We start from the raw sequence: 25,618 nt of genomic DNA on the forward strand, positions 1-25,618 counted from the left end.
TACCCCCTGGGTCCGGTGTCTTAAACGCCGAACATTCGGTTGAACGTGGCGAGGTAATCCTCGTGCGCCGTATCGCGCAGAGGTTCACCATGGCCGCACAGTGCATGTTTGAACGACAAAGATTTGAGGCGGGTGAAATCGTCGCCCTGGGGGGCGGCAGCCTGGGCCCAAACCGGGCCCAGATTGGCAGGTGTAAAGAAGCCCATGTTCTGCATCAGCTCTCGTGACGAGTTGGAGAAATACTCATCGGGGCTGAGCCAGTTCTGCAGCGCGTCGCAGGCAATGACGATACCGCCAGCTCGATCCAGGCGCAGAATCCCTTCCGGCAGTTGGGTGGTCTGGAACTGGAACAGGCTGGCATCCGAGATCGGTAACGGGCCATCCGGGGTCAGCGTACGTGCCTCCAGGCCCGCCTCGTGCTCCATACCGGGCATCGCCCAATATTGCGCGCCATAGCGCTGCACATAGAACTCATCATCGCGTCCGTGCAGGCAGCCGAGGCGAACAACATCGGTGACCCGTCCCAGACGATCCAGCTCCGCCAACCCCTCGTCGTTCAGCCGCACGCTGTTGACGAGAATGAGCCGCTCGCCGTCGCGCACCACGGTCATGTTGCGGCTAAACTGCCAGTCCATACCCTGCAGCACGGTCTCCATTGCGCCGCTGACGAAAAATACGTCGGGAAAGACCTCTTCGACACTGCCATGGGATAGAGCCGGTGGAAACTGATCCATATTTATGATCCTTACGCCTTGCTGTAATCAAAGCGGCCCACATAGCGATACTCTCTGGCATACTCGTTGAGATAGCTGTTGAGGTATTGCAATTGAGCCTCGTTGAGGCGTCCGTGCCGGATATCATCCATAGATTCATTACCGTCGCTACTATCCAACCTTTTGAGGTGAAACAGCGTCATGTCGCGTCCGCCGAAAAAGCCCTTCAAAAACTCATGCAGCGGGCGCGCCTGCGACATATCGAAAACCGCACCGTAGAGTGCCGTATATAAGGGGTGCTGCGCCAGCGAGCTATTATCGAAAAGCGGATAGTCTCCGGGGGGCGGCACGAAAGGCGGATAATCGTCTGGGTTGTGGATCGGGTGTGCCATCAGGTCGCGCACATAACCTGCATCTAAACCAGCTTTGCCTGCACCGTCGACGAGGATATTGAGATAGCGCTGACAAGGCAGGCAGCTGTCGTCGATGAACTGGGGCATACCGACATAGGTCAACGCGGTCAGTCGTTCGCCTTTGACCGGCTCCTCTACCTCGACCTCAACGCTGATACGATCATAGCCGTGACCATAGGCTTCGGTGGCATCCAGCGGCGCCAGTGCCTCGTCGGGGCAGTCGTGGAGAATTCCAAGCACCCTGTCATCAGGATCATCCGAGCGCTCTATATTGCCGACCCCACCTTCATGACGAAAGAAGTGCTGCACGTTAAAGCGCAGGCGCCACCCATGCAAAACCGCGCGCCGGGACGCCAAAGGCTCCACGCCCTTAGCCCGTAGCGAAGTGATGCTCATGTTGGAACCGAAGCCAAAATAGCGAAACATTCCGTTATCAATCACCGTCCGATGGAAACCGCGCCGCTTAAAGCGCTACCGACCAAACCCACAACAATACCCGGATCATACCCGAATTCAACATTTTGGCTTATGCCAGAGATCAAACCGCCTTGGCCCACTCAAACGCGGAAGCAGCCTATTAGGTTTGTCGGCAGGATCCGCTTTATATTGATACCCATCGCCATAATTACATGATTTGATAGGATTCCTGTTTCAACCAATAGGGATGGAGATGGATATCTAATGATCACGGCACAAGATCAACAGGGAAAACCGGTCGACTGGTGGTTCATCTATAAAACCCCGGAGCACACAGGCAGAGCGGAGAACCAGGGCTTCGATTTCCTCTATTTCGACCCGAATGCCGAGACGCTGGCGCTCTCCCCGGAGGGGCTGAACCAGGATAACCAGGCGTTGGGGCACACGCTGTCCGCCATCTTCAATACGCCGGAGAGCGCAGGCTACATCAGCTACAACGACGAGCATGTCGTCAAGGCGTCGAACAGCTCCGAAAAGGGTCACTGCAAGGGGATCCTGGCGTTCGACAAAGCCAGTGACTCAGCCCTCTTCCTGCTGCACTCCACACCACGCTTCCCGGCCAGCAATGAAAGTACGCTTCCGGCAGACGAGGAGATCTACGGCCAAACCTTTATCTGCATCACCCTGCCCGACTACCAAACCGCCAATGCCATCGCCGAGCAGATGTTGAGCCAGCAAAACCCGCAAATACTGGCCGAGAGTTCGCGTATTCCCCGCTCCCTGCAGGCGGATGAACCGCTATCGCGCCTGTTCCATGGCAGCGGGGTGGACGAGTCGTCGGAACCCTCGACGCTGAAATTCAACTCTCGCGGTGGCCAGGCGTTTACCCTGATCGCCAAGAGCCGGCTCTGGGGCAAGGACTTCTGGCTGGATCTGATTTCGCCAGAGTTGAACTGCGACCTGATCGTTGAAACCTGGCGACGCGGCGCGGTGACACCGGAGCAGGACGGCCTCTCCAAGGAGTTCGACGAGGACACCCTGAACCTAAACTTCAAGATCGACCCGTCGCTGAGCTACGAGTGGCACTACACCAAGGATCACGCCAAGTGGGCGGTGGCGCTGAAAAACAGTACCAATGCACTGCCCTGGGTCTGCGTCGCCGATCTCAACCGCATGGTGTCACAGGAGAAGCGTGGCGGCGCCAGCCTCTGTTTCCAGCAGCCGCGCCTGTGGCAGGCATTGCGGGACGCCGAAGAGAAACTGCACCAGCTGGCACAACCCTGAGCTGCACTACCGATACATGAGGAGGGCACCTATCCGGTGCCCTCCTCGCGTCTATTTCCCGGTTGCCTCGCCCGCCGACGGAAACGACTTGTCATAGGGTGGCGTCAACGTCGGCGCATCGCTCCTCGATTCGGTAGCCTGCAACACCGCCTCGAAGGTAGGCGCCACCTCCATACGATCGCCAAGCGCCCACAGAGACTTGGGTACACCGAACCAGTGCAGCAGCGTGGCGGCAAAGGAGGTGGAGTCGAACGGAATCTCGCCCTCGGCCCTGAACACTGTCTGCTGTTTAATCCAGGGTGAGACCATGATCGTCGGTACCCGCGGCCCCATCAGGTCGTAGGCGAAGCCGTCGTTGATGTCATGGGGCCAGGGTTTTCTGGCATAGGGCGGTGCCACATGGTCGTATATGCCGTTGTTCTTGTCGAAGGTGATCACCAGCAGGGTTTCATCCCAACCCGGCCCATTCTTGATCGCTTCATAGATATCGTTCAGCGCCTTCTCAGCCGGCACCAGGTCCGCGCCCGGATGGTATGAGGTGGCGCCGGAAGGCGCGATCCAGACCGGCTCCAGGAAGCTGAAGGCCGGCAGCGTGCCGGCCGCCGCATCCTGCTTGAACTGCTCGATATCGGCCAGATATTTGTCGGCATTGGCATCCACCGTCGGTATCTGCCCCTTCAGATAGAGCTGATAGGTGAACACCTCGTCCAACCACTTAATCGAGTCGTAGATCTTCCAGTCACTGATCCCCTGGCTCCAGAGTACCTTCCAGATCGACTGGCGGTGTGGCGAATCAGGCCAGTACTTGTAGGCGTTTCCGCCTTCCCAGGTGCCGAGCTTGTCAAAGGCCGAACCGGTGACCGAAAAGGCCCGGTTAATATCGGTGCCACCGGGCACGGAGCTGAACCAGCGGTCCGATATGGCGAAACTGCGCGCCAACCCGTTCAATACCGGCAATTGCTCCGGGCTGAAGGTTTCCATCACCTGAGGATTGGCGTTATTGAGGATGAAACCGCCCATATCCGGCTGCAGACGCCCCCAGTAGCCGGGTGACTCGGCAAACATCTGCTGCAGGCTATCGGTGGTATCGTGGAAGGGGTCCTGGTTCAGCGCAATCAGGTCGTACTGATCGCTGAGCTTGCCGCCCTGGAACTTGCTGACGTGAACCTTCTTTTCACCATCGAAGTTGAAGTTCTCGGTGCTGGCGCCATCGAACGGCTCGTGCGAGCCGATGTAGTGGCAGCCCTGGTCACCCTTCTCATACAGCCAACCGCATACGTTATCGAACGAACGGCTCTCCACCATGTAGTAGACCACATGCTTGATCTTCGAGCGCATGAAGTCGATGGTGCCCGGCGTCTGCGCCTTGTCCGCCTGAACCGGGATACGCGGCTGGTAACCGGTCAGCACCGCATCGGCACCGATATCGGACGGTAACTCGCCCTCCCTCAACGGCCCCACCAGCACATCCTTATGTTCTGGATCGAACGCCCAAAGCCTGTACCTGCCCTGTGCCGCATTCCACTCCAGCACTTGAGCGCCGAGAGCGGTCAGCTCACTGCTCTCGTCGATCTTGTCCCAACACCCCTCCTGCACTGCGGGCAGCGAGAGTGGCGGGTGCTGCTGTGGATCGAAGCTCCACAACCGGAACTGTTTGCGGTCCGGCAGCCGGTCCAGCACATAGTTGCCAATCGGGATCAGCGTATGCCCCTGCTTGATCAACGGAAATCCGCCCTGGCCGGTATAGGGGTAAGGTAGCGGATCAGCGTTGCCGGGCGTCGCCGGCTTGGGATCCCACTGAGGGTCGAAATTCCACAACTCGAAGGTGCCGCGCCCCTTCGCCGGAATCAGGCTCAACACGAAACTGGCCATCGGAATCAGGTCCAGATGCTGGTCTTCGTCAGGGTTGTCGCTGTAATAGGCGCGATAGCCCCAGAACTTTTTCTTCTCCCAAAAGCCGCTCTGAACGACCGGTGCGTTCAGCGGATCCGCCGCCTCCGGGTTGAAATCCAACAGCTTGAAGTTGAATCCGGGCTCGCCCCCCTGCTCGCACAGCGGGCTCCACTGCAGGAGATACCCCCCTACCTGAGCGATGCGATAGGAGTGGTCGAATGTTGCCGGGGTATCCGGTGACACCGGCGTCAACAGTTGCTCGGCATCAGGATCGACCCGATAGAGCCGGTAGACATCTTTGCTTTGGCTACGACAGATCAAAAAAACATAAGGCGATGTACTGGGGTTGTTTGGCATCGAAAGTCCCTTGTTTTTATCGGTTTTTGGGCCAGTATAGGCCGGGGTTCACTCTATTCCATGTAAAACAGATACTTCGGGCAACCGCTACACCTTCTTGCCGGCAACCGGCGTCTCGATGTCAGCCATATCGACCAGATTCCAGGGCAGCCCCTTTTGCCGATAGATGCGTTTGTTCAGGTTTGGATAGTCGCCCACGTCCTGGTCCAGACGCTGGCCGACCACGATGCAGCGCAGAACATCTGTGCCGTTGTTGAACAAGGTATGGGCCTCACCTCCGGCGCGATAGCCGATAAAGTCACCGGCACCGACCTGGTGCTCCTCACTGCCGATCCGGGCCAGCGCCTGCCCCTCCAGGATGTAGACGCACTCATCCTCGTGGTAGTGCTTATGAAACTCTGTAGTCTCGAAACCGGGCTGTACCTCAATTATATGGAAGCCAAATCCGGTCAGGCCTGTCAGATCGCCCAGCGACTTATTGTTCCTTTGTGCGTTCGAGTTGAGGAAGTGGGTCTTCTCAAGCCCTTCGTACTCCTCGATCTCCTGTCTGGTGACAATATACTTATCCATGAAAATCCCCTGTCGATCGGCTACGCGCCGTAGTCCCGTTCCACTTTCGCAATCCTGGTCCTGAACGCAGAGTACCATTGCTCACGCCCCAGCTTTTGCGCCAGTTGATGCTCCAGATTGGACTTCCAGTTTCTGATCGATTCAAGGTCCGACCAGTAGGACACCGTAATCCCCACCTCTTCACGCGCAGACTCGACACCTAGAAAACCTGGCTGCCTAGACGCCAACTCGACCATTCTGGCGGCCATTTCGCTGTAGCCGTTATCGTCTTCGGTGCGAACAGAGGTAAAGATAACCGCGTAGTAGGGAGGCTCGGGAGTTTGGGCAATAAGCGACATCGGATTATGGTTCCTTTGGCCTGTGGGGTTGGTATCAGCGCTACTCCGGCGTATGGCAGACCGCCTCTACATTGTTGCCATCCGGGTCGATCAGGAAGGCGCCGAAATAGTGTTCATGGTAGTGGGGTCGCAAACCCGGTGCGCCGTTATCCTTACCGCCGTGGGCCAGCCCCTGTTGATGGAACGCCTCTACGGCAGCTCGATTCGGGGCCGAAAAGGCAACATGCCGAGGCGTGTAATGCACCTTCGCTTCGATCACCCAGAACGCGGGCTGGCCCGCCGGACCGAAAGCACACATGCGGCGGGTCGGGAAATCGGCATCCCACTCAGCCACCAGTTCCATCTGCAGCGAGTAGCCCAGCGGCTTGAACGCCGCCTCGTAGAAGGCTTTGGTTGCCGGAAAATCGATGGTGTAGGTACTCAGATGGTCGATCATGACTCACTGCTCCTTGTGTTTTTGGTGGAGTGTACGCCTCAAGGGGATGGGTTAAAAAACCTAGTGCCACCAACCGTACAGAAACACCTACCGCTTCCTACGGCGCGAATAGGTTTCAGTCTGTATCGGATTGTGTTTGCGGGCAAGCCAATCGCCTGCAACTGAACGATGAAAGAAGTTAAAAGTGGTCGTAGATGATGCAGCAAAGACGGCTCCACCTGGAGCCGCCCTTGGATAGAGGCGGTTTATAACCGGTTACAGAGCTTTACGATCAGGCCTTCAGCGATTGAATCTCCAGTCGGTCCACCAACACCTCTCCCGCGGTAACCACCAGTGTCGTGCAATGCCCTGCCGAATTGAGCAGGGTATCGAACTGGATGCTGGTCAGTGAATAGAGGCCATCGTTGACCAGCAGTTCGAGGCTGCCGTGCTCGATAAACCACTCCAGTTGAATCGCATCTCCCTCGCCCAGGGCAAGAGTAAAGTCGTGAGGATAGTAGCGGTCGAATCGCACATTGCCGTTTTCGCCCTGGCGTTGGTGGCGCAGGCGCAGGCCCTGGTCGTTACGCTGCAGGGTCAGCTCCGGCAGGTTTGAGGGCAGCAGGGATAGTTCGACCTGGCTCTCAGGGGCGAGTCTCAGATTGAGACGGCCGCGGGTTGGGCCGGATTGCGCGGTCAGTTGCAGTTGCTCTCCCCGACTCAGAGGGGTCGGTTCGGCGCTCTGGGGAGCAGGGTCAAGGACGCTGTTCAGTTCCGCGGCAAAACGCTGCGCCAGTCGCACGCCCTGTTCGTTGGCGACCAGGCGCAGTTCGCGCGGCAGGCTCATGGCCCCGCGCCAGCCGTTTTCCGGGATCTGGTTGGCATAGAGCCAATTGTTGAGCCAGGCGATGGCGATGCGGCGGCCGTCGGGTGCATCGGACCAGCTCTGGATGGCATAGAAGTCGCGGCTTTCGTCCATCAGCAGCACCTGTTCCGGTGCGTTGTCGTTGTGGAACCGCTCGCCGTCGAAATAGCCGACAAAGTACTGGGTGAAGGAGCCCCAACTGTCGTCGCCGGCGCCGACGCCGACCACCAGCACCCAACGACTGCCTTCACCGCCGATGACCGGCAGTTCGAACAAGTCCGGGCACTCCCAGGGGCCGGGAGTGTGTCTGCCCTGCCCTTCACCGAACTCACTGGCCAGCGTCCAGTCGAGCAGGTTCGCGGATCGGTAGAAGCGGATCGACTGACCGCAGGCGAGCGCCATGATCCAGGCATTGGAGTCGGCGTGCCAGATCACCTTTGGATCGCGGAAATCGCGGAAGCCCGGTGGTGCGATGATCGGGTTACCGGCGTATTTGCTCCAGCTTCGGCCCCGGTCGCGGCTGTAGGCGATGCACTGCTCCTGCTCGTAGTCCTCCGGGCCATCGCCGGTGACACGGTGAGCAGTGTAGAACGCCAGCAGGCCGGGCTTGCCGTCGAACAGACCGCTGGTGTCGTTATGATCGACGATGGCGCTGCCGGAGAAGCACATGCCCCCTTCATCCGGGAACAACGCGGTATCCAGGTGCTGCCAGTGCAGCAGATCGGTGCTGACCGCATGGCCCCAGTGCATCGGCCCCCACTCCAGTCCGTGCGGATAGTACTGATAGAACAGGTGGTACTCGCCATCGAAGTAGACCAGGCCGTTGGGATCGTTCATCCAGCCTTGTGGTGGCGTAAAGTGTAGCGTCGGGCGCACCGGCGTCACGGCCGGTGCAGCCTGTTGTGCTGCAAGCGTCATAGGGTATCCAGTAAGTCTAAACCTGTGGTGTACGTCTTGTTCCTCAGCCAACCTGCGCCTGCAGTTGCATTGGCGCCTTCTCCGGCACGGGTTTGGCGCTGCGCAGGCTCTTGCCGTTGCAGTCGAACAGATGGCAGCGGTCCAGGTTGAAGCTTAGATCGCAACGCTGTCCGGGCTGGATCTTGCTCAGCCCTCCCGCCTGCAGGATCAGCTCCTTGTCGGCGTAGCGGGCATAGACGTAGGTGGTACCGCCCAGATGTTCGACCACATCGACATCGACGCCGATCGGCACCTCGCCGTTGCTCTCCTCCTGCAGATGCTCGGGACGGATGCCGAGCTTGACCTTGGTCATTGGCGGCGCGTTGCTGATATCCGCCTCCAGTTCCACTTCACGGCCGCAGGGCAGGCACAGTTGCAGGCTGTCGCCGCTCTGGCCGGTCACGTTGCACTCAAAGAAGTTCATCCGCGGCGAGCCGATGAAACCGGCGACGAACTCGTTGACCGGGTTGAGGTAGAGCTCCAGTGGTGTACCCACCTGTTCGATGTTGCCCGCGCGCAGCACGACGATCTTGTCCGCCATGGTCATCGCTTCGGTCTGGTCGTGGGTCACGTAAATCATGGTGTTCTTGAGCTGGGCGTGAAGTTTGGCAATCTCCACCCGCATCTGTACGCGCAGCTCGGCATCCAGGTTGGAGAGCGGCTCGTCGAACAGGAACACCTTGGGGTTGCGCACGATGGTGCGGCCGATCGCCACGCGCTGGCGCTGGCCGCCGGAGAGCGCCTTGGGCTTGCGATCCAGCAGCGCCTCGAGCTGCAGGATCTGCGCGGCCTCGTCGACGCGGCGCTTGATCTCCGCCTTGGGTTTCTTGGCCATCTTCAGGCCGAACGCCATGTTCTCGCGCACGCTCATGTGCGGGTAGAGGGCGTAGGACTGGAACACCATCGCCACGCCACGACGGGAGGCCGCCACGGAGGTGACGCACTCGCCGTCGATGTGCAGGTCGCCCTCGCTGATCTCCTCGAGCCCGGCGATCATGCGCAGCAGCGTGGATTTGCCGCAACCGGAGGGGCCGACGAAGACGACGAACTCGCCATCCTGGATATCCAGGTCGATGCCGTGGATGGTTTCCACCTCGCCGTAGCGCTTGAATACGTTGGTCAGTTTAAGATCTGCCATTTTTATTCTCCCGCCGGTCGCCTGCTTGTACGGGACCGGCTGTATCGATTCACACTCGTAAATTCAGGTCAGCCCTTGATGCCGGCACCGGCCAGGCTGCGCACGAACATCTTCTGGAACGCCAGGAACACCGCCAGCACCGGCAGGGTGACGAAGGAGGCGTAGGCCATGATCTCGCCCCAGCCGACCTGTCGGCCGAAGAAGATCTGGATGCCGGGCATCACCGGGCGTGCGTCTTCGCCCTGCACCGCCATGATCGGCCAGATGTACTGGTTCCACATCAGCAGGAAGTGCAGGATCGCCACGGTGGCAAACACCGGCCCGGACATCGGCACGATGATGTGGCGGTAGATCTGGAACGGCGTAGCGCCATCCAGTTCGGCAGCCTCGTCGAAATCCTTCGGGATATCACGAAAGAACTGGTAGAACAGGAAGATGAAGAAGGAGTTGGCCACGAACGGCAGGATCTGCACCTCCAGGGTGTTGAGCCAGGAGCTCTTCAGTACCATCACCCCCTGCTCCCAGCCGATGGTGGGCAGCTTGGAGACCAGCAGCAGCAGCGGCACCACGATCGCCTCCAGCGGGATGATCATCAGCGCGATCACCGCGGACAGCACATACTTGCGCCCGCTCCACTCCATCCGCGACAAGGTGAACGCCAGCAGGCTGTTGACGAACAGGCCCAGCACCACGGTGGCCGAGGTGATCAGCACCGAGTTGCGGAAGTAGAGCAGAACATCGCTCTTGGCGAACACCTGACGGTAGTTCTCCAGCGACAGCTCGCCCACCGGCAGGATCGCGCGGATGCTGTAGAGGTCGGCAAAGATCTCCTGTTCCGGCTTGAGCGATGAAACCAGCATGAACAGCAGTGGGAACAGGAACACGTAACCGATGGCGAGCAGCAGCAGGTACCAGCCCAGTTTTTTCAGTTGAGTCATCGCTTAGCCCTCCCGCTTGTCGAAGTAACGTTTCTGCAGCAGCGCAATCACCAGGATCACCAGGAAGAAGATCACGCTGATGGCGGAGCCATAGCCGATATCCTGCTCGCGGAACCCCTTGGTCACGGCGTGGTACATCACGGTGGAGGTGGAGCCCTGGGGGCCGCCGCGGGTCATCACGTCGACCTGGGTGAAGAGGCCGAACGCCTGGATGGTGGTGCTGATGATGACGAACACGGTGGTGTTCTTCAGTCCCGGCAGGGTGACGTGCCAGAACTTGCTCCAGGTACCGGCGCCATCCAGCTCGGCCGCTTCATACAGATCGGCGGATATCCCCTGCAGACCGGCGAGGAAGATCAGCATCTGCACGCCGGCGGCCTGCCAGGCGGACATCAGCACGATGGAGGGCATCGCCCACTGCGGGTCGCCGAGCCAGTCGATCGGCCCGATCAGGCCGAAGGTCATCGCCTGCAGGTAGTGGTTGAACAGGCCCAGATCGCGGTGGTAGAGGAAGCTCCAGACGATCGATACCACGACGATGGAGGTCACCACCGGCGAAAAGAATATGGTGCGGAACAGGTAGATCCCTTTCAGTTGGCGGTTGATCAGCAGCGCCAGCCCCAATGCCATGCCGCACTGCAGGGGCACCACCAGCAGCACGAACTGCAGGGTGTTCAGAAAGGATTGGATAAACAGCGGATCCTTCGCCAATACCACCAGGCGCTTATCGCCCAGCTGCCAGCTGGTCAGTTCCTTGTAGCCCTCATAGGCGGGATCCTGACGCAGCAGGGTACGCAGCCGCGGATAGGTCGGCTCGCCGTCGGCGTCTCGCTGCACCTCGCCATTGTCCGTTACCGGCTCCTGTACCAACCAGTTCACGCTGAGCAGGCGGTCGTAGTTGCGCATGCCGACCCATTCGGTCTCGTTCGGAGACAGCAGGCGCTGGTCGGTGAAGGACATCGTCACCGCCATCAGGAACGGCAGGATCAGGAACATGAACAGCCCCAGCAGCGCCGGCGTGCTCAACAGGAAGACGTAACGACGCCTGGGCGGTCGGTAGGGCTCAGCCGCACGCTCCGAGGGGGTCGGCAGTGCAGTGCACTTTAATGCTGAAGTATCCGCATTCATGGGGTAGGTCTCACTATTGATCGCTTGAATCCGCCGCCCCTCTTCCAGGGCGACGGAGGTTTAACGACCGTTTTTATTAGTTGAAGCCATAGCCTTTGTTGTCGGCTATGTTGCGCTCGATGGTATCGACCGCCTCATCCAGTGCGTCCTGCACATTGGCGCCATCCTTGATGTTGCGCGCCATGGTCTCGAAGGTGCTGGAGATGATCGGGTATGCCGGAGTCGCCGGACGCAGCTTGGCGTAGGCGGCCGAGTAGTCGTAGAAGAAGCGCCAGTCGCCGCCCTCGCGGTAGTGGTTGGTCATGCGTGCCGCAGCAGGAGTGGACGGGATCATGCCGGTCACTTCGGACATCTCGGCTATTTCGGAGGGCTGCAGGATAAACTCGACGAACTTCGCCGCACCTTCCGGGTTGGCGCAGGACTTGGTCACGCCCCACTGCCAGGAGCCACCACCTACGACCGGGCCATGACCGAAGTCCGGTACCGGCATCACTACCAGATCCTCGCCCCAGCGCTGCGAGTGGTTGCCCATCTCCCAACTGCCGACGTAGTCAAGCGCCGAGCGGCCCTGGATGAACGCCTTGTCGTCGCTCGGATTGCGGTCCACGTAGCCCTTCTCGAACAGGTCCTGGAAGAACTCGCCCCAAGCCAGCCCCGACTTGCCGTTCAGCACGCCCTCGGCTGCGAGGTAGTTGGCGCGGTCGATCTGATCGCCGCCGAAACTCTGCAGCATTGGGGTGTAGCCGTAGGAATACCACTCGCCGGTCCAGCCGGTACGCATCGACAGTGGATAGGGGTATTCGCCCGAGGCTTTCAGCTTGGCAAGCGCGTCAAGCAGCTCCTCCTTACTCCAGGGCTGCTCCATGGTGGCCTGACGGATGCCGTATTTATCCAGGATCGACTTGCGGGTGAACAGCGCCAGTGCCACGTCGAACTGACCTACAGAGTAGACCTGGCCCTTGTAGGTACCCTTGGCACTGTCGATCAGGCTGTCCAGCGCCTCCTTGGAGACCAGCCCCTCAAGCGGGCGCAGGTAGCCGGACCAGGCGAAGTTCGGCACCACCGGCTGATCCATGTCGAGGATACAGGGCAGTTCGTTGGCCAGCGCCGCAGCGGTAACGGTCTCGGTGTAGGAGCCTTCCGGAATCATCTCGGCTACCACGCGCCACTTGTCCTGAGACTTGTTGAAGCGATCAATGGCATCCTTGCTGACCTGAATCTCCGCGATATTGCTGGTCTCGTGGCGCCAGAGCTTGATCTCCGCCGGCGCAGCAGAGGCACCGACAGCGGAAACTGACAACGTTGTCATTACAGCGTAAGGCAGAAGAGAGAGGTAGGTGTTTTTCATCGTATGTCCTTTATTGTTATTTTGCCTTGTGAATGTGTACAGCGTTTCAGGCTTTCAGCCGATGCGACTCACGCACAATCGGTGAAAAGGGTATCAACCGGGTGCTCCTGTCATCCATCCGGTTGAACAGACAACGTAGCGCGGCTCGGCCCATTTCGAGATGCGGCAGCTCCATCGTCGTCAGGCCAGGAGTCAGGCCCGGCGCGATCAGGCGCTGGTTGTCAAAACTGGTAACGGCCAGGTCGCGACCGACCTGCAAGCCAAAGCGTGCAAGCAGGAAATAAACCTGCATCGCGAATTCGTCCTTGCCACAGACCAGCGCCGTGGGGCGCTTGTCCAACGCCATCAGACTGCCGACGGCAGACTCGACACAGGCGGACTCGGCAGGCTCATCGAAACGCGGCTCACCCCGCACGATCAGTTCGGCATCGAACGCGATACCCGCCTCGTCGAGCGCACGACGGTAACCCTCCAGGCGCTTCTGTGCCGCCACGATCTGCGGGTTCAGCGTGATCATGCCGATGCGGGTGTGCCCCTGCTCTATCAATAGCCGGGTCGCATCGTAACCGGCCTGCACCTCATCGGGCACGAAAGTGGGTAGCACCGCTTCGGTGGTGAAGCAGTTCACCAGCACCGACGGCACCTGTAGCATCTCTTGCGGCAGCTCAATCTCGCGGTGGTAGTAACTGGCGTAGACCAGCGCCTCGACCCGTCGCTCCAGCAGCATATCGATGGCGCGCTGCTGACGCTTGCGATCATGCTCTATATTCACCACCATCAGCACCTTGTCGTGCTCGCTGGCCACCTCCTGCGCGCCGAGCAACAGCTCGCCGGCATAGGGCTGGGTGACCACTTCGTCGGAGATAAAACCGATCACGCCCGACTTCTGGTTACGCATCATGCGGGCGGCACTGTTGGGGCGGTAGCCCAGAGCATCGATGGCTGCCTGCACACGCTCACGGGTCTCCTCGCGCACGCCGGCGTCGTTATTGATCACCCGGGATACGGTTTTGAAGGAGGTGCCGGCATGTTCGGCTACATCTTTGATCGATACCATCACAGAATCGCTCGATGAATGACAACGTTGTCGAACATTAATCCAATATCGACAACGTTGTCAAATCCTACTCACCTTAAACATGAGATTTTCTTCATCTGCACTCTATTTCAATTGTTAACAAAAAAAATCTTTGCCGACATTCGCCGTTCATTTCCCGGTCATTTAATCGATCCTACCCAGCGGCCAATCCGCTGCAAAACGCTCGATAAAAAATAAAACAACGGGAGTTCCACATGAAAAAGAAAGTGATCGTTTCCGCGCTGGCACTGGCCGGTGTTCTGTGCACCCCTCTTGCGTCAGCCGCCGACAAGCCAATCGTCGGCCTGATCACCAAAACCAACACCAACCCTTTCTTCGTGAAGATGAAAGAGGGTGCGGTGATGAAGGCGGAAGCCAACGGCATCGAGCTGCGCACCTTCTCCGGCAAATTCGATGGCGATAACGAATCTCAGGTACAGGCGGTCGAGAACCTGATCGCCGCCGGTGCCAAAGGGATCCTGATCACCCCGAACGACTCCGCCGCCATCGTCCCGGCCATCGACCGTGCCCGTGCCGCCGGCATGCTGGTGATCGCGCTGGATACCCCGCTCTCCCCGGCTGATGCAGCGGACGCCACCTTCGCCACCGACAACTTCAAGGCCGGTGAGATGATCGGTCAGTGGGCGGCGGCACAGCTGGGCGACAAGGCTGCCGATGCCAAGATCGCCATGCTCGACCTCAACACCAGCCAGATCAGCGTCGACGTGGCGCGCGACCAGGGCTTCCTCAAGGGCTTCGGCATCGACCTGGCCGACCCGAAGAAGATCGGTGACGAGAACGATCCGCGTATCGTCGGTAACGACGTGACCCAGGGCGCCGAAGAGGGCGGCCGTCGCGCCATGGAGAACCTGCTGCAGAAAGATCCTGGCATCAATGTCGTATACACCATCAACGAACCGGCCGCTGCGGGTGCCTATGAGGCGCTGCGTGCCGTCGGTCGCGACAAGGACGTGCTGATCGTCTCTGTCGACGGTGGCTGTCCGGGCGTGGATAACGTCAAGGCCGGTGTAATCGGCGCCACCTCGATGCAGTTCCCGCTGCGTATGGCGGCAATGGGCGTAGATGCGGTGATGAAGTTTGCTGCCTCTGGCGAGAAGCCGAAGGCCTCCGAGGGACTGGACTTCGTTAACACCGGTGTTCAACTGATCACCGATAAGCCGGTCGACGGCCTGGAGTCCACGAGCGCACAAGAAGGTCTGGATATCTGCTGGGGCTAACACCCAGCCTGCGCTGACGTGACCACGTGCGGAGATGGGGACTCCTTCATCGTCCGCACGTTCATTAACCCAACAGGAGACCTCTCATGGCAAGCTCCAACGCCAAACCTGCAACAGCCGAGCATGAGCTGGTCGCAGCCTCCGCCAGCGGCGACTTCGCGAAGTTCACAGCGGAGAAAGAGCCGCTGCTGACGCGTATTCACCACTTCTTCCACCGATACCCTACTGCAGCTCCGGCCATCGTTCTCATGATGGCGATACTGGTGTTCACCAGCATCGTCGGAGAGCGCTTCCTGCACCCGTTCAATATGTCGCTGATCGTGCAGCAGGTCACCATCATCGGCATCCTCGGCATCGCCCAGACCCTGATCATCCTCACTGCCGGTATCGACCTGTCGGTCGGTGCCATCATGGTCCTGACCTCGGTGATCATGGGCCGCTTCGGCGTCGAGTTCGGGCTGCCGCCGGTTCTGGCGCTGGGACTGGGCCTGTTCGCCGGTGCTCTGGCCGGCTATATCAACGGCCTGCTGGTGACCCTGTTCCGTCTACCGCCCTTTATCGTCACCTTGGGCACCTGGAACATCTTCTTCGCGCTCAACCTCTGGTACTCCGGCAGCCAGACCATACGCTCCCAGGCGATCGATGCCGCCGCGCCGATCCTGCACTGGACCGGTCAGAGTATTGAACTGTTCGGCGCCCGTCTGACCTACGGATCGCTGATGATGCTGGTGCTGTTCGTGATCGTCTGGTACGCGCTGAACTGGACCGCCTGGGGCCGCCATGTCTACGCCACCGGCGATGACCCGGCCGCTGCTCGCCTGGCCGGTATCCGGACCGACAAGATTTTGCGCTCCGTCTATATCGTTGCCGGCTTCTTCTGCGCCGTCGCCGCCTGGGCTCTGATCGGCCGCATAGGCTCCGTCAGCCCGCAGGCCGGGATGATGGCCAACCTGGATTCCATCACCGCGGTAGTGATCGGTGGCTGCTCCCTGTTCGGTGGCCGCGGCTCGATCTTCGGCACGCTGATCGGCGCACTGGTGGTGGGTGTGTTCCGCAATGGCCTGGCACTCTCCGGTGTGGATGTGCTGTGGCAGGACTTTACCGTGGGACTGCTGATCATCATCGCGGTCGGTCTCGACCAGTGGATTCGCAAGGTCTGATTAGGAGAGTGTGACATGACGACTGATACTCAGAAAATCGTGCTCAAGGCCAGTGGTCTGGTCAAGCGTTACGGCCACGTCACCGCTATCGACGGTGCCGAATTCGAACTGCGCGAAGGCGAGATCCTGGCCGTAATCGGCGACAACGGTGCCGGCAAATCCTCGTTGATCAAGGCGCTTTCCGGCGCGCTGGTACCCGATGCCGGGGAGATCCTGCTTGACGGCGAACCGGTGCACTTCAAGAGCCCGATGGACGCCCGCAAGGCAGGCATAGAAACCGTGTACCAGAACCTGGCGGTGTCGCCGTCGCTGGATATCGCCGACAACCTGTTCCTTGGCCGCGAAAAGCTCAAGCCCGGCATCCTCGGCAAGGTTTTCAAGATGCTCGACCGCAAGGCGATGCACGATGAAGCCAAGGCCAAACTGTCGGAACTGGGCCTGCTGACGATCCAGAACATCCACCAGGCGGTGGAAACCCTCTCCGGCGGCCAGCGCCAGGGGGTGGCCGTGGCCCGCTCCGCCGCCTTCGCCAAGCATGTGGTGATCATGGACGAGCCTACCGCCGCGCTGGGGGTGAAGGAGTCGCGCCGGGTACTGAACCTGATCAAGGATGTGCGCGATCGCGGCCTCTCCGTGGTACTGATCAGCCACAACATGCCACACGTATTCGAGGTAGCCGATCGCATCCATATCCACCGTTTGGGACAGCGCGTGGCTGTGGTAAAACCGGACACCCACAGCATGTCGGACGCGGTGGCGATCATGACCGGCGCGATGGACCCGAACGACCACCCGGCGGGGGCATTTGCGGCCTGAGTATCCCCTGCTCAGGAGAAGAGTCTGCACCATGAAAACGGTTTGGCGGCCCCTCGAGGCCGCCTTTTTTCGGTTTGCTGCCGAACAGTCTACGGCTCACGCCTGCCCGTGCCAAACCGCCACTCGATCAGATGCTCGTAGCGCTCGCCCGGCAACAGCCGTGGAGAGGGAAAACCGGCACGGTTCGGGCTGTCAGGGTAGGTCTGTGGTTCCAGTGCGATCCCGGCGGCCGGGTGCAACGGCTGATATTCGCGGCTAGTCAGAGCAGGGCTGAAATGCCGCGACAGGTAGAACTGCACCCCCGCTTCAGTAGTGGACAACTCCAGGCTGCGTCCGCTGCTCGGGTCCGTCAGTCGCGCCACCGGTCGCATTTGCCCACGGCGACTGTCGAGGCAGAAGTTATGGTCGTAACCGCCACACTCCGATAGCCGCTCGCCAATCGTTCTCGGCGTTCGAAAATCAAATGCCGTACCTGCCACCTGAGCAACCCCCGGCAGCGGAATCAACTGGTCGTCCACCGGCAGGTAGCTCTGCGCCTCGATCTGCAACAGGTGATCGGCCGCACTACGGCTGAAGTCGCCGGTCAGGTTCCAGTATGCATGGTTGGTCAGGTTAACCAGGGTTGGACGGTCGCAGGTCGCGGTTATTTGGCACTGCAGTCGATCCTCGTCGACAATACGGTAGATCACCTGCGTCTTAAGCGTACCGGGGTAGCCCTGATCGCCATCGGGTGAGGTCAGAGAAAAGGTGACCGAGCGGGAATCGACGGCAAGGGCCTCCCAGTTTCGTCTGTCGAAGCCCTCCGCACCTCCGTGCAGATGGTTGTCTCCCTCGTTCACACTCAGTTGCAGTGGATGGCCGTCCAGTTCGCACCGTGCCCGAGCTATGCGATTGGCATAACGGCCACAGATGGCACCGACGTAACTGTCCTGGGCCGGGTAGTCCTCGACCCTTGGAAATCCCAGGGCGATATTGGTTTCGCTGCCGTTGGGGTTGCGCAGATAGAGCGCCAGCAGACGGGCGCCGTGGTTGCAAAACAGGGCCCGGAACAGACCGCTGCGCAGTTCGGCGAGACCAGGCTCCCGATCTTGATTCATCAAAGTATCACCCTCGGCTCCGCCCGCCCCCTGACCTCGGTACCGACGATAAACGTGCGCCCGGCTGCGGGTTGACCGAGTAGAACCTGATTCGATAGTCCCTCACGCGCCGAGGTCACGAACAAGCGGCTGAAATCGACGCCACCGAAGGCGGGACAGCTGACCTGAGTGGCCGGAAAGGCGATAGCCGTTACAAACCCTCCATCCGCGTCGTAACAGGCGACTCGCGAGGCACCCCACTGTGCGTTCCACAGCCGCCCCTCGCTGTCGACCACGGCGCCATCCGGGTTCACCCCGTCACGCCGGCAGTCGATAAACAGCTCCGGCTCGTCTGCGGGCCAGCCGTGCTCCGCGTCCAGCGCCAGGCGCCAGATCGCCCCTTTCGCGGTATCGGCAAAGTAGCCGTGGCGCCCATCCGGCGAGAAGCAGATCGCATTGGGGATGGTCAGCGGCGCCAGCAGCCGTCTCAGCTCGCCTCGATAGTAGCGGTAGATCGCACCGGCATTGGGCTGTGCCGCCTTGCCCATGGTGCCGATCCAGAAACCGCCCCAGGGGTCGGCGCGGCCGTCGTTGGAGCGGGTCAGCGGGTTGTCGGCCTCGAGCGGGCAAACCGGTTGGCGCGCGCCGGTGTCGATATCGAAACGGAAGAGTCCGCTCTCGCTCGCGATCAGCAGCGTATCGAGGTCGACCCAGCCCGCCGCCGACACATGTTCGTCGAACTGCCACTCGTCGGTCAGCCCCTGGTCGTTAAGGGTCATCAGCCTGTTACCGAGGATATCGAACCAGAACAACTGCTGCCGCTGCGGGTGCCAAAGTGCGCCCTCCCCCAACGTACAGGCCCGCTCGTCGTAGGTTTTAACGCCGGTCTCTTTCACCATCTTGTCAGCTCCCGATCGTAGGTGGCCACCATCCGCGCCGCGTCCGCCACCACCTCTGCCACAGGCTTGCCCGGCCGATAGAGCGCGGAACCGATGCCAAAGCCGTTGGCCCCGGCTGCCAGCCACTGGCCGAAATTGCCCTCGTCCACACCGCCGACCATCAGCACCTGCGCATCGGGGGGTAGTACGGCGCGGATCGCCTTCAGCCCATCCAACCCCATCATACAGGAGGGAAACACCTTCAACGCCTTGGCTCCTGCGGCCAGGGCGGAAAAGCACTCGGTCGGCGTCAATACGCCGGGATAGACGTCCAGTCCCAGTCGAGCGCTTTCCTCCATCACGGTCGGATCAAAGTTGGGGGCGACGATGAAACCGCCTCCGGCATCGGCCACCTGCCGGGCGTTTTCGGCACTGAGCACGGTACCGGCACCGATCTCGGCATCCTTGCCGAAGCTGCGGGCCATGCCAGCGATGCTGCGCAGCGGGTCCGGCGAGTTCAGCGGCACTTCGATGCGGGTGATGCCCGCGTCGATCAGCGCGGCTGTTACCGCCCCCGCCTCTTCGGGGCGGATCCCCCTGAGGATGGCGATCAGGTTGCGTCTCATCGGGTTAACTCCTGTTGTCGGTGACTACCAGGTCAAACACCTGCTTCAGCCCATCCAGTGTGGTGCGTTGCGTGTTCAGGGCCCGCACCTCGATATCCAGCGCGTGTAACGCCTCCAGATAGAGCCCCGGCAGGCCGATGTTGCCGACCAGGGTGATCTTCCGCCCCTGCCAGAGGGTGCGTGCCGCCGCCAGTTCGGCACCTATCAGCAGTCCGGATAAACAGGCACGGCCGTTTGCAGCAGTCTGGCCTTGCAACAGCCCCTGCGCCCGCAGGCCAAACAGCTCCGCCCACACCTGTTCCGGGTGGTCGAACGCGTGCCGGGCGGCATCGACAAAGACGTTGTTGTCCCAGGCATCACTGCTATCGGCGTCGGGCAGCAGGCTGTGCCGCAGTACCGAGGATTGCGACAGCAGCGCATACAGCTCACCAGTCATGAAGGTGCGAAACGCGATTACCCGCCCCTCCTGCAATTCCGCCCATTTGCAGTGAGTACCGGGCAGACAGACCAGGCCGCCATAGCCGGGTTGTGCCGCCAGCACCCCGGCCAGTTGGGTCTCCTCGCCGCGCATCACATCGGCTGGCCTGCTCTGGCTCAGCCCCGGCACGATCAGCACCCGCAGTCGCGAATCGACTACCGGCGCCTCGACCAGCCGTTCGACCGAGAGCGGCCGACAGGGGACCGAACTATAGGGTGTTTCGATCCAGCCCTGACGCGCCCCGGCCATGCCGCAGGCGATAACGGTTGTTCTTTTTTCGGGCGTCAGCCAGGGTTCCACCAATTCCAGTAAGGCCGGTTCGAACTGCTCCGGAGCCAATCCTGCCGCGCCCTGGGCCGAATCGACCCGTTGCAGTATGCCGCCGTCGCGAGAGCGGGCCCAGGCACGCAGACGGGTGCTGCCCCAGTCGACGGCGATCCAGTCGATACTCAACGCGCTATCACTCAAACAACTGCAGATCGGCGGGCAACAGCTCCACCGGCAGGTTCTGATAACAGACCGGACGCAGGAAGCGGCGGATCGCCATGCTGCCCACCGAGGTGGCACCGAAGTTAGTTGAGGCGGGATAAGGGCCACCATGCACCATCGCATCACACACTTCGACTCCGGTGGGGAAGCCGTTGGCCAGCACCCGTCCGGCCTTGCGTTCCAGCATCGGCATCAGTTGCCGCGCCTGGTTGATGTCGCCCGCATCCAACTGCAGCGTGCAGGTCAATTGTCCTTCGAGCGCGGCTGCCACCTGCAGCATCTCATCGAAATCAGCCACCTTGACCACCAAACCCAACGGGCCGAACACTTCCTGGCTCAGAGTAGCGTCGCGCAGCCAGGCGGCACCGGTGGTAACAAACAGATAGGGGGTGGCGTCACGGTTATCGCAGGGGCTGCCCACCCGCTGCTGCACGCCGGCCGAGTCCTGCATATGGCCAACGCCTTCGCGATAGGCCTGGGCGATGCCATCGGTCAGCATGGTCTGGGCGCCTACCTCCGCCAAGGCTCCGGTTACCGCCTCGATAAAGGCATCGGCCTCCTCGCTGTCGATCAGGATCGCCAAGCCCGGATTGGTACAGAACTGCCCGGCGCCCATGGTCAGCGAAGCAACCCACCCCTCGGCAAGTTCGCCGCCGCGTCGGACCAACGCTGTCGGCATCAGGAACATGGGATTGACCGAGCCCAGCTCGCCGAAGAACGGGATCGGTTCCGGGCGCTGGGCGCAGAGATCGAACAGGGCACGACCGCCGGTCAGACTGCCGGTAAAGCCAACTGCCTTTACCAGTGGATGCTGCACCAGCGCCTGGCCCGCGTCACGGTTACCGCTCTGGATGAAGGAGAACACCCCCGGGTGCAGTTCGAGCGCACGGCGCGCGGCATCGATCGCCTGCGCCACCAGCTCGCCGGTGCCGGGGTGAGCGGAATGCCCCTTTACGATCACCGGGCAGCCGGCGGCCAGTGCCGACGCGGTATCGCCTCCGGCCACGGAGAACGCCAACGGAAAATTGGACGCACCGAACACCGCCACCGGACCCAGCGGGCGCTGCATCAGGCGCAGGTCGGGACGCGGCATCGGTTGGCGCTCAGGCAGCGCGGCGTCGTGCCGTCGATCCAGGTAATCGCCGGCCTCGATATGGCGGGCAAACATCCGCAACTGGCCAACGGTGCGACCGCGCTCGCCGATCAGCCGCGCTTTCGGCAGGCCGGTCTCCTGGCAGCCGATCTCGGTGATGGCATCGCCAAGTGCATCGATCTCGTCGGCGATCCGGTCCAGAAACGCGGCCCGTTGCGCCCGGTTTGAATAGCCAAAGGAGGCGAACGCGGCTTCCGCCGCCCGTGCCGCTTGCTCCACCTCCGTCGGTGTACCGACGGAGAAGGTGCGTACCGGCCCGGAAGCCGGTATCAGATCGAATGTCTCGCTGCCGCCCGACCAGTGACCGGCGATCAGATGTTGACCTGTCAGCATTGTCCTACTCCCACAGTTATTAAATTCAGTGACTGTCCCGCGGCACCGGTGCACCCCGGCAGCCACGTAGAAAATCGAAATCGGCTCCGGTATCGGCGCCCTGTACATGATCGAAGAAGAGCTTGGCGTAGCCGCTCTCCGGCGCCTTGACCGGCGACTGCCAGTCCGCCAGCCGGGCGGTCAACTCCTCGTCGGAGATATCCAGGTGCAGGCGACGATTGGCCACGTCCAGCTCGATGAAGTCGCCGTTGCGCACTACCGCCAGCGGCCCGCCGGCGGCGGCTTCCGGCGTCGTGTGCAGCACCACGGTGCCGTAGGCGGTGCCGGACATGCGGGCATCGGAGATACGCACCATGTCGGTGATCCCCTTGCGCAGTACCTTAGGCGGCAACCCCATGTTGCCCACCTCGGCCATGCCGGGATAACCCTTGGGTCCGCAGTTCTTCATCACCAGGATGCAGCTCTCGTCCACATCCAGCGCCTCGTCGTTGATGCGCGCCTTGTAGTCGTCGATATCCTCGAACACCACGGCGCGGCCGCGATGCCGCAGTAACTCGGGAGTCGCCGCCGAGGGTTTGAGCACTGCACCGCCCGGCGCCAGGTTGCCCCGCAGCACAACGATGCCACCGCTTGAGGTCAGCGCCTTGTCCACCGGACGGATCACATCCTCGTTCCAGTTGCGGACCTCCTTCACCTCGTCCCAAATCGCGCCGCCGGAGACGGTCAGCGCCTGCTTGTGCAGCCGACCGCCCTCGCCCAGCATCTTGAGCACCACCGGCAGACCACCTGCGTAGAAGAACTCCTCCATCAGGTACTTGCCCGAGGGCATCAGGTTGACGATGGTGGGAATCTCGCGGCCAAGGCGGTCCCAGTCGTCCAGTGTCAGATCGACACCGATCCGTCCGGCGATCGCCAGCAGGTGAATCACCGCGTTGGTGGAGCCGCCGATGGCGCCGTTGACGCGGATCGCGTTCTCGAACGCCTCGCGGGTGAGGATATCGGAGGGCTTGAGATCATCCTTGACCATCTGCACGATGCGCCGCCCCGACAGATGCGCCATGACGCGGCGACGGCTGTCCACCGCCGGGATGGCGGCGTTGCCGGACAGCGCCATGCCCAGCGCTTCGGCCATGCTGGCCATGGTGCTGGCGGTACCCATGGTGTTGCAGCTGCCGGGCGAGCGCGACATCGCCTGCTCCGCCTCGAGGAAATCCTCGGTGCTCATCTTGCCCGCCTTGATATCCTCGGACATCTGCCAGAGCGCGGTGCCGGAGCCAACCCGCTCGCCACGGAACCAGCCGTTGAGCATCGGCCCGCCCGAGACCACGATGGCGGGAATGTTGGCGCTGCAGGCACCCATCAGCAGCGCCGGGGTGGTCTTGTCGCAACCGGCCAGTAGCACCACGCCATCCAGCGGGTTGGCGCGCAGCGCCTCCTCCACATCCATCGCCGCCATGTTGCGGTACATCATCGCGCTCGGGCGCAGCGAGCTCTCGCCGGTGGAGAACACCGGGAACTCCAGCGGCAGGCCGCCCGCCTCGTAGATGCCGTGGCTCACCCGCTCGGCAAGATCGCGCAGATGGGCGTTGCAGGGTGTCAGCTGCGACCAGGTGTTGCAGATACCGATCACCGGCCGACCGTCGAACAGGTCCGCCGGCAGCCCCTGGTTCTTCATCCAGCTGCGGTGGTAAATATGGTCGCGGCTGGTGCCGCCGAACCACTCCTGCGACCGCAGTTTGCGCGGCCATTTTGCGGGCGTGAACTCGCTCATACCCAGCCTCCGTCGACAATAAAGTTCTGCGCCGTGCACATCGCCGAAGCATCGGATGCCAGGAACAGCGCCATCTGTGCGATATGCTCCGGCACTAGCGGCCCCGGCAGGCACTGGCTGCGCTTGATCAGTTCGCGGGCCTTGTCGTCGACCCAGAGCTTGAGCTGCTTCTCGGTCATCACCCAACCCGGCACCAGGGTGTTGACCCGGATGCCGTCGGCACCGAGATCCCGCGCCAGGCCACGGGTCATGCCATGCACTGCCGCCTTGCTTGCGGCATAGACCGGATAGCCGGCTGTCGCCATCATCCAACCCACAGAGCCGAAGTTGACGATCGAGCCCCGCCCTGCCTGACGCATCATCGGCGCCGCCGCCTGGGCAGCGAACATCTGGTGCTTGAGGTTCACCGCAATCAGCTCGTCGAACCTTTCGTAGTCGATCTCGTCCAGTGAGTGGCGCACATCGTTGGCGGCGTTGTTGATCAGTACGGTGATCGGCCCCTGGCGGTCGGCGATCTCGTGAATGGTGCTTTGGTAGCTACGCATCTCGGTGATATCGCAGGGGCGGAACAGGGTTTGATACCCGTCGGCGTTGAGCCTGGCTTCGAGCACCCGGCCCGCCTCGGTATCGATATCGACAAAGGCGGTATACGCACCCTGGCGGGCAAACGCCTCCACTAGCGACTGGCCGATACCGGTGGCACCGCCGGAGATCAGCACCGAGCGCCCCTCCAGATCGGGATAGATCGCCTTAAGATCGGCAGCTCTGTTGCTCATAACGGCGTTACCTCCAGGTTGTGGACGCTTTCCCGTGCCACCGGGTTGCGCAGGGCAAGGCCCAGTTGCGGTGCGTCGATCTCAAGGATATCGCCCGGCTCCACTCGCACCCCGTCGGCGAACGACAGGGTAGCGGTGCCGAACATATGCACATGCAGATCTCCGGGCTCACGGAACAGCGCGTATTTGAAGTGGTGATACTCCAGATTGGCGAGGGTGTGGGACATATTCTCCTCGCCGGACAGGAACGGCTTCTGCCAGATCGCCTCACCGTTGCGCAGGATGCGTGAACTGCCCCTGATATCCTGCGGCAATTCGCCGACCAGCAGTTCAGGACCGAACGAGGCCGGACGCAGCTTGGAGTGGGCCAGATACAGGTAGTTGATCCGCTCGGTGACGTGATCGGAAAACTCGTTGGCGAGCGCAAAGCCGATACGGAACGGCGTGCCGTCGGCGCCGATCAGGTAGACACCGGCGATCTCCGGTTCCTCGCTGCCGTCCAACGCGAACTCGGGCGACACCAGCGCATCCCCCGGTGCCACGGCGGCAACGCCGGTACCCTTGTAGAACCACTCCGGCTGCACACCGCTCTCGCCGGGGCCGGGTTTGCCGCCTTCGAGCCCCATGCGGAACATCTTCATCGAGTCGGTCACCCCCTCCATATCGCCGGCGCTGTGCATCGCGTCGCGGGCGGAAGCGGAGCCCAGGTGGGTCAGGCCGGTGCCGGTCAGGAACATATGCGCCGGATCGGGATGGCGCACCGGACAGTCCAGTCGTCCGTCGGCGGCCAGCGCCGGCAGGTCGACCGACTCGCCGAAGCCCAGCCGCGCCACGGTATCGGCCAGGCTCAAGCCTTGGCCTATCGCCAGCAGCGCCAGTTCATAGCTGCTGCTCACACCGCGAATCAACCGTGCTTGTTCGCCTTCTCGCCAGATGACACCACCGCTCTTGAGCTGGGAAAGATACATGACT

At 61.4% G+C, this 25,618-nt stretch carries 24 protein-coding genes; 4 read left to right on the forward strand and 20 right to left on the reverse strand.

Annotation, left to right across the window (positions count from 1 at the left end):
* Positions 1–20: 20 nt before the first annotated feature.
* Both IEX40_RS09875 and IEX40_RS09880 read right to left on the reverse strand, forming a co-directional pair.
* Entirely contained in the window at positions 21–734 is a 714-nt protein-coding gene (locus tag IEX40_RS09875; RefSeq protein WP_188747790.1) for a hypothetical protein, read from the reverse strand.
* Between the two features lie 11 nt (positions 735–745).
* Positions 746–1,567 carry a gamma-glutamylcyclotransferase family protein gene (locus IEX40_RS09880; protein ID WP_229680690.1) on the reverse strand — a complete coding sequence of 274 codons (822 nt, stop codon included), beginning with the start codon at positions 1,565–1,567 and terminating at the stop codon, positions 746–748.
* Between the two features lie 240 nt (positions 1,568–1,807).
* Between IEX40_RS09880 and IEX40_RS09885 the strand changes: the two genes are divergently transcribed.
* Positions 1,808–2,827, forward strand: coding sequence for a deoxyribonuclease II family protein (locus IEX40_RS09885; RefSeq protein WP_188747792.1), 1,020 nt, complete (start codon positions 1,808–1,810; stop codon positions 2,825–2,827).
* A 51-nt stretch (positions 2,828–2,878) separates the two neighbouring features.
* Here the strand turns inward: IEX40_RS09885 and IEX40_RS09890 are convergent, their stop codons facing one another.
* The 10 genes from IEX40_RS09890 to IEX40_RS09935 form a co-directional block, all read right to left on the reverse strand.
* The gene (locus IEX40_RS09890; protein ID WP_188747794.1) at positions 2,879–5,077 is read right to left on the reverse strand and encodes an alkaline phosphatase family protein; all 2,199 of its coding nucleotides are present in this window, start codon (positions 5,075–5,077) and stop codon (positions 2,879–2,881) included.
* Between the two features lie 87 nt (positions 5,078–5,164).
* The gene (locus IEX40_RS09895; RefSeq protein WP_188747796.1) at positions 5,165–5,647 is read right to left on the reverse strand and encodes a cupin domain-containing protein; all 483 of its coding nucleotides are present in this window, start codon (positions 5,645–5,647) and stop codon (positions 5,165–5,167) included.
* A gap of 20 nt (positions 5,648–5,667) precedes the next feature.
* The gene (locus tag IEX40_RS09900; protein ID WP_188747798.1) at positions 5,668–5,985 is read right to left on the reverse strand and encodes an antibiotic biosynthesis monooxygenase family protein; all 318 of its coding nucleotides are present in this window, start codon (positions 5,983–5,985) and stop codon (positions 5,668–5,670) included.
* Between the two features lie 40 nt (positions 5,986–6,025).
* Positions 6,026–6,421, reverse strand: coding sequence for a VOC family protein (locus IEX40_RS09905; RefSeq protein ID WP_188747800.1), 396 nt, complete (start codon positions 6,419–6,421; stop codon positions 6,026–6,028).
* Between the two features lie 271 nt (positions 6,422–6,692).
* Positions 6,693–8,183 (reverse strand): glycoside hydrolase family 32 protein, encoded by a 1,491-nt coding sequence (locus IEX40_RS09910; protein ID WP_188747803.1) that lies wholly within the window; start codon positions 8,181–8,183, stop codon positions 6,693–6,695.
* A gap of 43 nt (positions 8,184–8,226) precedes the next feature.
* On the reverse strand, positions 8,227–9,360 hold the full coding sequence (locus IEX40_RS09915; RefSeq protein ID WP_188747805.1) for an ABC transporter ATP-binding protein: 1,134 nt from the start codon (positions 9,358–9,360) through the stop codon (positions 8,227–8,229).
* A 68-nt stretch (positions 9,361–9,428) separates the two neighbouring features.
* A complete protein-coding gene (locus IEX40_RS09920) occupies positions 9,429–10,298 on the reverse strand; it encodes a carbohydrate ABC transporter permease (RefSeq protein ID WP_188747808.1) in 870 nt (289 codons plus the stop codon).
* A 3-nt stretch (positions 10,299–10,301) separates the two neighbouring features.
* A complete protein-coding gene (locus IEX40_RS09925) occupies positions 10,302–11,426 on the reverse strand; it encodes a carbohydrate ABC transporter permease (protein ID WP_188747810.1) in 1,125 nt (374 codons plus the stop codon).
* A gap of 76 nt (positions 11,427–11,502) precedes the next feature.
* On the reverse strand, positions 11,503–12,774 hold the full coding sequence (locus IEX40_RS09930) for a sugar ABC transporter substrate-binding protein (RefSeq protein ID WP_229680691.1): 1,272 nt from the start codon (positions 12,772–12,774) through the stop codon (positions 11,503–11,505).
* Between the two features lie 46 nt (positions 12,775–12,820).
* Complete coding sequence (locus IEX40_RS09935; protein WP_188747812.1) at positions 12,821–13,831, reverse strand: LacI family DNA-binding transcriptional regulator; 1,011 nt, start codon at positions 13,829–13,831, stop codon at positions 12,821–12,823.
* 236 nt (positions 13,832–14,067) lie between these two features.
* Between IEX40_RS09935 and IEX40_RS09940 the strand changes: the two genes are divergently transcribed.
* The 3 genes from IEX40_RS09940 (at position 14,068) to IEX40_RS09950 (ending at position 17,066) form a co-directional block, all read left to right on the forward strand.
* Positions 14,068–15,090, forward strand: a complete 1,023-nt coding sequence (locus tag IEX40_RS09940; protein ID WP_188747814.1) for a sugar ABC transporter substrate-binding protein — start codon at positions 14,068–14,070, stop codon at positions 15,088–15,090.
* Positions 15,091–15,176: 86 nt separating this feature from the next.
* The gene (locus IEX40_RS09945; protein WP_188747816.1) at positions 15,177–16,250 is read left to right on the forward strand and encodes an ABC transporter permease; all 1,074 of its coding nucleotides are present in this window, start codon (positions 15,177–15,179) and stop codon (positions 16,248–16,250) included.
* 15 nt (positions 16,251–16,265) lie between these two features.
* A complete protein-coding gene (locus tag IEX40_RS09950) occupies positions 16,266–17,066 on the forward strand; it encodes an ATP-binding cassette domain-containing protein (RefSeq protein ID WP_188747817.1) in 801 nt (266 codons plus the stop codon).
* A gap of 89 nt (positions 17,067–17,155) precedes the next feature.
* Here the strand turns inward: IEX40_RS09950 and IEX40_RS09955 are convergent, their stop codons facing one another.
* Genes IEX40_RS09955 through araD1 form a run of 8 tightly spaced genes read right to left on the reverse strand, consistent with a single transcriptional unit; the run spans position 17,156 to position 25,614 of the window.
* On the reverse strand, positions 17,156–18,163 hold the full coding sequence (locus IEX40_RS09955) for an aldose epimerase family protein (protein ID WP_188747819.1): 1,008 nt from the start codon (positions 18,161–18,163) through the stop codon (positions 17,156–17,158).
* Complete coding sequence (locus IEX40_RS09960) at positions 18,163–19,041, reverse strand: SMP-30/gluconolactonase/LRE family protein (RefSeq protein WP_188747821.1); 879 nt, start codon at positions 19,039–19,041, stop codon at positions 18,163–18,165. Before IEX40_RS09960 ends, IEX40_RS09955 begins: the two co-directional genes overlap by 1 nt.
* Positions 19,035–19,646, reverse strand: coding sequence for a 2-dehydro-3-deoxy-6-phosphogalactonate aldolase (locus IEX40_RS09965; protein ID WP_188747823.1), 612 nt, complete (start codon positions 19,644–19,646; stop codon positions 19,035–19,037). Before IEX40_RS09965 ends, IEX40_RS09960 begins: the two co-directional genes overlap by 7 nt.
* 4 nt (positions 19,647–19,650) lie before the next feature.
* On the reverse strand, positions 19,651–20,577 hold the full coding sequence (locus IEX40_RS09970; protein WP_188747825.1) for a 2-dehydro-3-deoxygalactonokinase: 927 nt from the start codon (positions 20,575–20,577) through the stop codon (positions 19,651–19,653).
* 7 nt (positions 20,578–20,584) lie between these two features.
* Entirely contained in the window at positions 20,585–22,099 is a 1,515-nt protein-coding gene (locus tag IEX40_RS09975) for an aldehyde dehydrogenase (NADP(+)) (RefSeq protein ID WP_188747827.1), read from the reverse strand.
* A gap of 25 nt (positions 22,100–22,124) precedes the next feature.
* Positions 22,125–23,870, reverse strand: coding sequence for an L-arabinonate dehydratase (araD, locus tag IEX40_RS09980; protein ID WP_188747829.1), 1,746 nt, complete (start codon positions 23,868–23,870; stop codon positions 22,125–22,127).
* Positions 23,867–24,646 (reverse strand): SDR family NAD(P)-dependent oxidoreductase, encoded by a 780-nt coding sequence (locus IEX40_RS09985; protein ID WP_188747832.1) that lies wholly within the window; start codon positions 24,644–24,646, stop codon positions 23,867–23,869. Before IEX40_RS09985 ends, araD begins: the two co-directional genes overlap by 4 nt.
* Positions 24,643–25,614 carry an AraD1 family protein gene (gene araD1, locus IEX40_RS09990; RefSeq protein ID WP_188747834.1) on the reverse strand — a complete coding sequence of 324 codons (972 nt, stop codon included), beginning with the start codon at positions 25,612–25,614 and terminating at the stop codon, positions 24,643–24,645. The genes IEX40_RS09985 and araD1 overlap by 4 nt, the downstream gene beginning before the upstream one ends.
* Between the last annotated feature and the right edge of the window lie 4 nt (positions 25,615–25,618).

The sequence above is a fragment of the Marinobacterium zhoushanense genome (assembly GCF_014641945.1).
Taxonomy (GTDB): Bacteria; Pseudomonadota; Gammaproteobacteria; order Pseudomonadales; family Balneatricaceae; genus Marinobacterium_D; species Marinobacterium_D zhoushanense.

Coding starts and splice junctions, on each gene's coding strand:
- IEX40_RS09875 (WP_188747790.1), bottom strand. CDS start 734: ATGGATCAGTTTCCACCGGCTCTATCCCATGGCAGTGTCGAAGAGGTC.
- IEX40_RS09885 (WP_188747792.1), top strand. CDS start 1,808: ATGATCACGGCACAAGATCAACAGGGAAAACCGGTCGACTGGTGGTTC.
- IEX40_RS09890 (WP_188747794.1), bottom strand. CDS start 5,077: ATGCCAAACAACCCCAGTACATCGCCTTATGTTTTTTTGATCTGTCGT.
- IEX40_RS09895 (WP_188747796.1), bottom strand. CDS start 5,647: ATGGATAAGTATATTGTCACCAGACAGGAGATCGAGGAGTACGAAGGG.
- IEX40_RS09900 (WP_188747798.1), bottom strand. CDS start 5,985: ATGTCGCTTATTGCCCAAACTCCCGAGCCTCCCTACTACGCGGTTATC.
- IEX40_RS09905 (WP_188747800.1), bottom strand. CDS start 6,421: ATGATCGACCATCTGAGTACCTACACCATCGATTTTCCGGCAACCAAA.
- IEX40_RS09910 (WP_188747803.1), bottom strand. CDS start 8,183: ATGACGCTTGCAGCACAACAGGCTGCACCGGCCGTGACGCCGGTGCGC.
- IEX40_RS09915 (WP_188747805.1), bottom strand. CDS start 9,360: ATGGCAGATCTTAAACTGACCAACGTATTCAAGCGCTACGGCGAGGTG.
- IEX40_RS09920 (WP_188747808.1), bottom strand. CDS start 10,298: ATGACTCAACTGAAAAAACTGGGCTGGTACCTGCTGCTGCTCGCCATC.
- IEX40_RS09925 (WP_188747810.1), bottom strand. CDS start 11,426: ATGAATGCGGATACTTCAGCATTAAAGTGCACTGCACTGCCGACCCCC.
- IEX40_RS09930 (WP_229680691.1), bottom strand. CDS start 12,774: ATGAAAAACACCTACCTCTCTCTTCTGCCTTACGCTGTAATGACAACG.
- IEX40_RS09935 (WP_188747812.1), bottom strand. CDS start 13,831: ATGGTATCGATCAAAGATGTAGCCGAACATGCCGGCACCTCCTTCAAA.
- IEX40_RS09940 (WP_188747814.1), top strand. CDS start 14,068: ATGAAAAAGAAAGTGATCGTTTCCGCGCTGGCACTGGCCGGTGTTCTG.
- IEX40_RS09945 (WP_188747816.1), top strand. CDS start 15,177: ATGGCAAGCTCCAACGCCAAACCTGCAACAGCCGAGCATGAGCTGGTC.
- IEX40_RS09950 (WP_188747817.1), top strand. CDS start 16,266: ATGACGACTGATACTCAGAAAATCGTGCTCAAGGCCAGTGGTCTGGTC.
- IEX40_RS09955 (WP_188747819.1), bottom strand. CDS start 18,163: ATGAATCAAGATCGGGAGCCTGGTCTCGCCGAACTGCGCAGCGGTCTG.
- IEX40_RS09960 (WP_188747821.1), bottom strand. CDS start 19,041: ATGGTGAAAGAGACCGGCGTTAAAACCTACGACGAGCGGGCCTGTACG.
- IEX40_RS09965 (WP_188747823.1), bottom strand. CDS start 19,646: ATGAGACGCAACCTGATCGCCATCCTCAGGGGGATCCGCCCCGAAGAG.
- IEX40_RS09975 (WP_188747827.1), bottom strand. CDS start 22,099: ATGCTGACAGGTCAACATCTGATCGCCGGTCACTGGTCGGGCGGCAGC.
- araD (WP_188747829.1), bottom strand. CDS start 23,870: ATGAGCGAGTTCACGCCCGCAAAATGGCCGCGCAAACTGCGGTCGCAG.
- IEX40_RS09985 (WP_188747832.1), bottom strand. CDS start 24,646: ATGAGCAACAGAGCTGCCGATCTTAAGGCGATCTATCCCGATCTGGAG.
- araD1 (WP_188747834.1), bottom strand. CDS start 25,614: ATGTATCTTTCCCAGCTCAAGAGCGGTGGTGTCATCTGGCGAGAAGGC.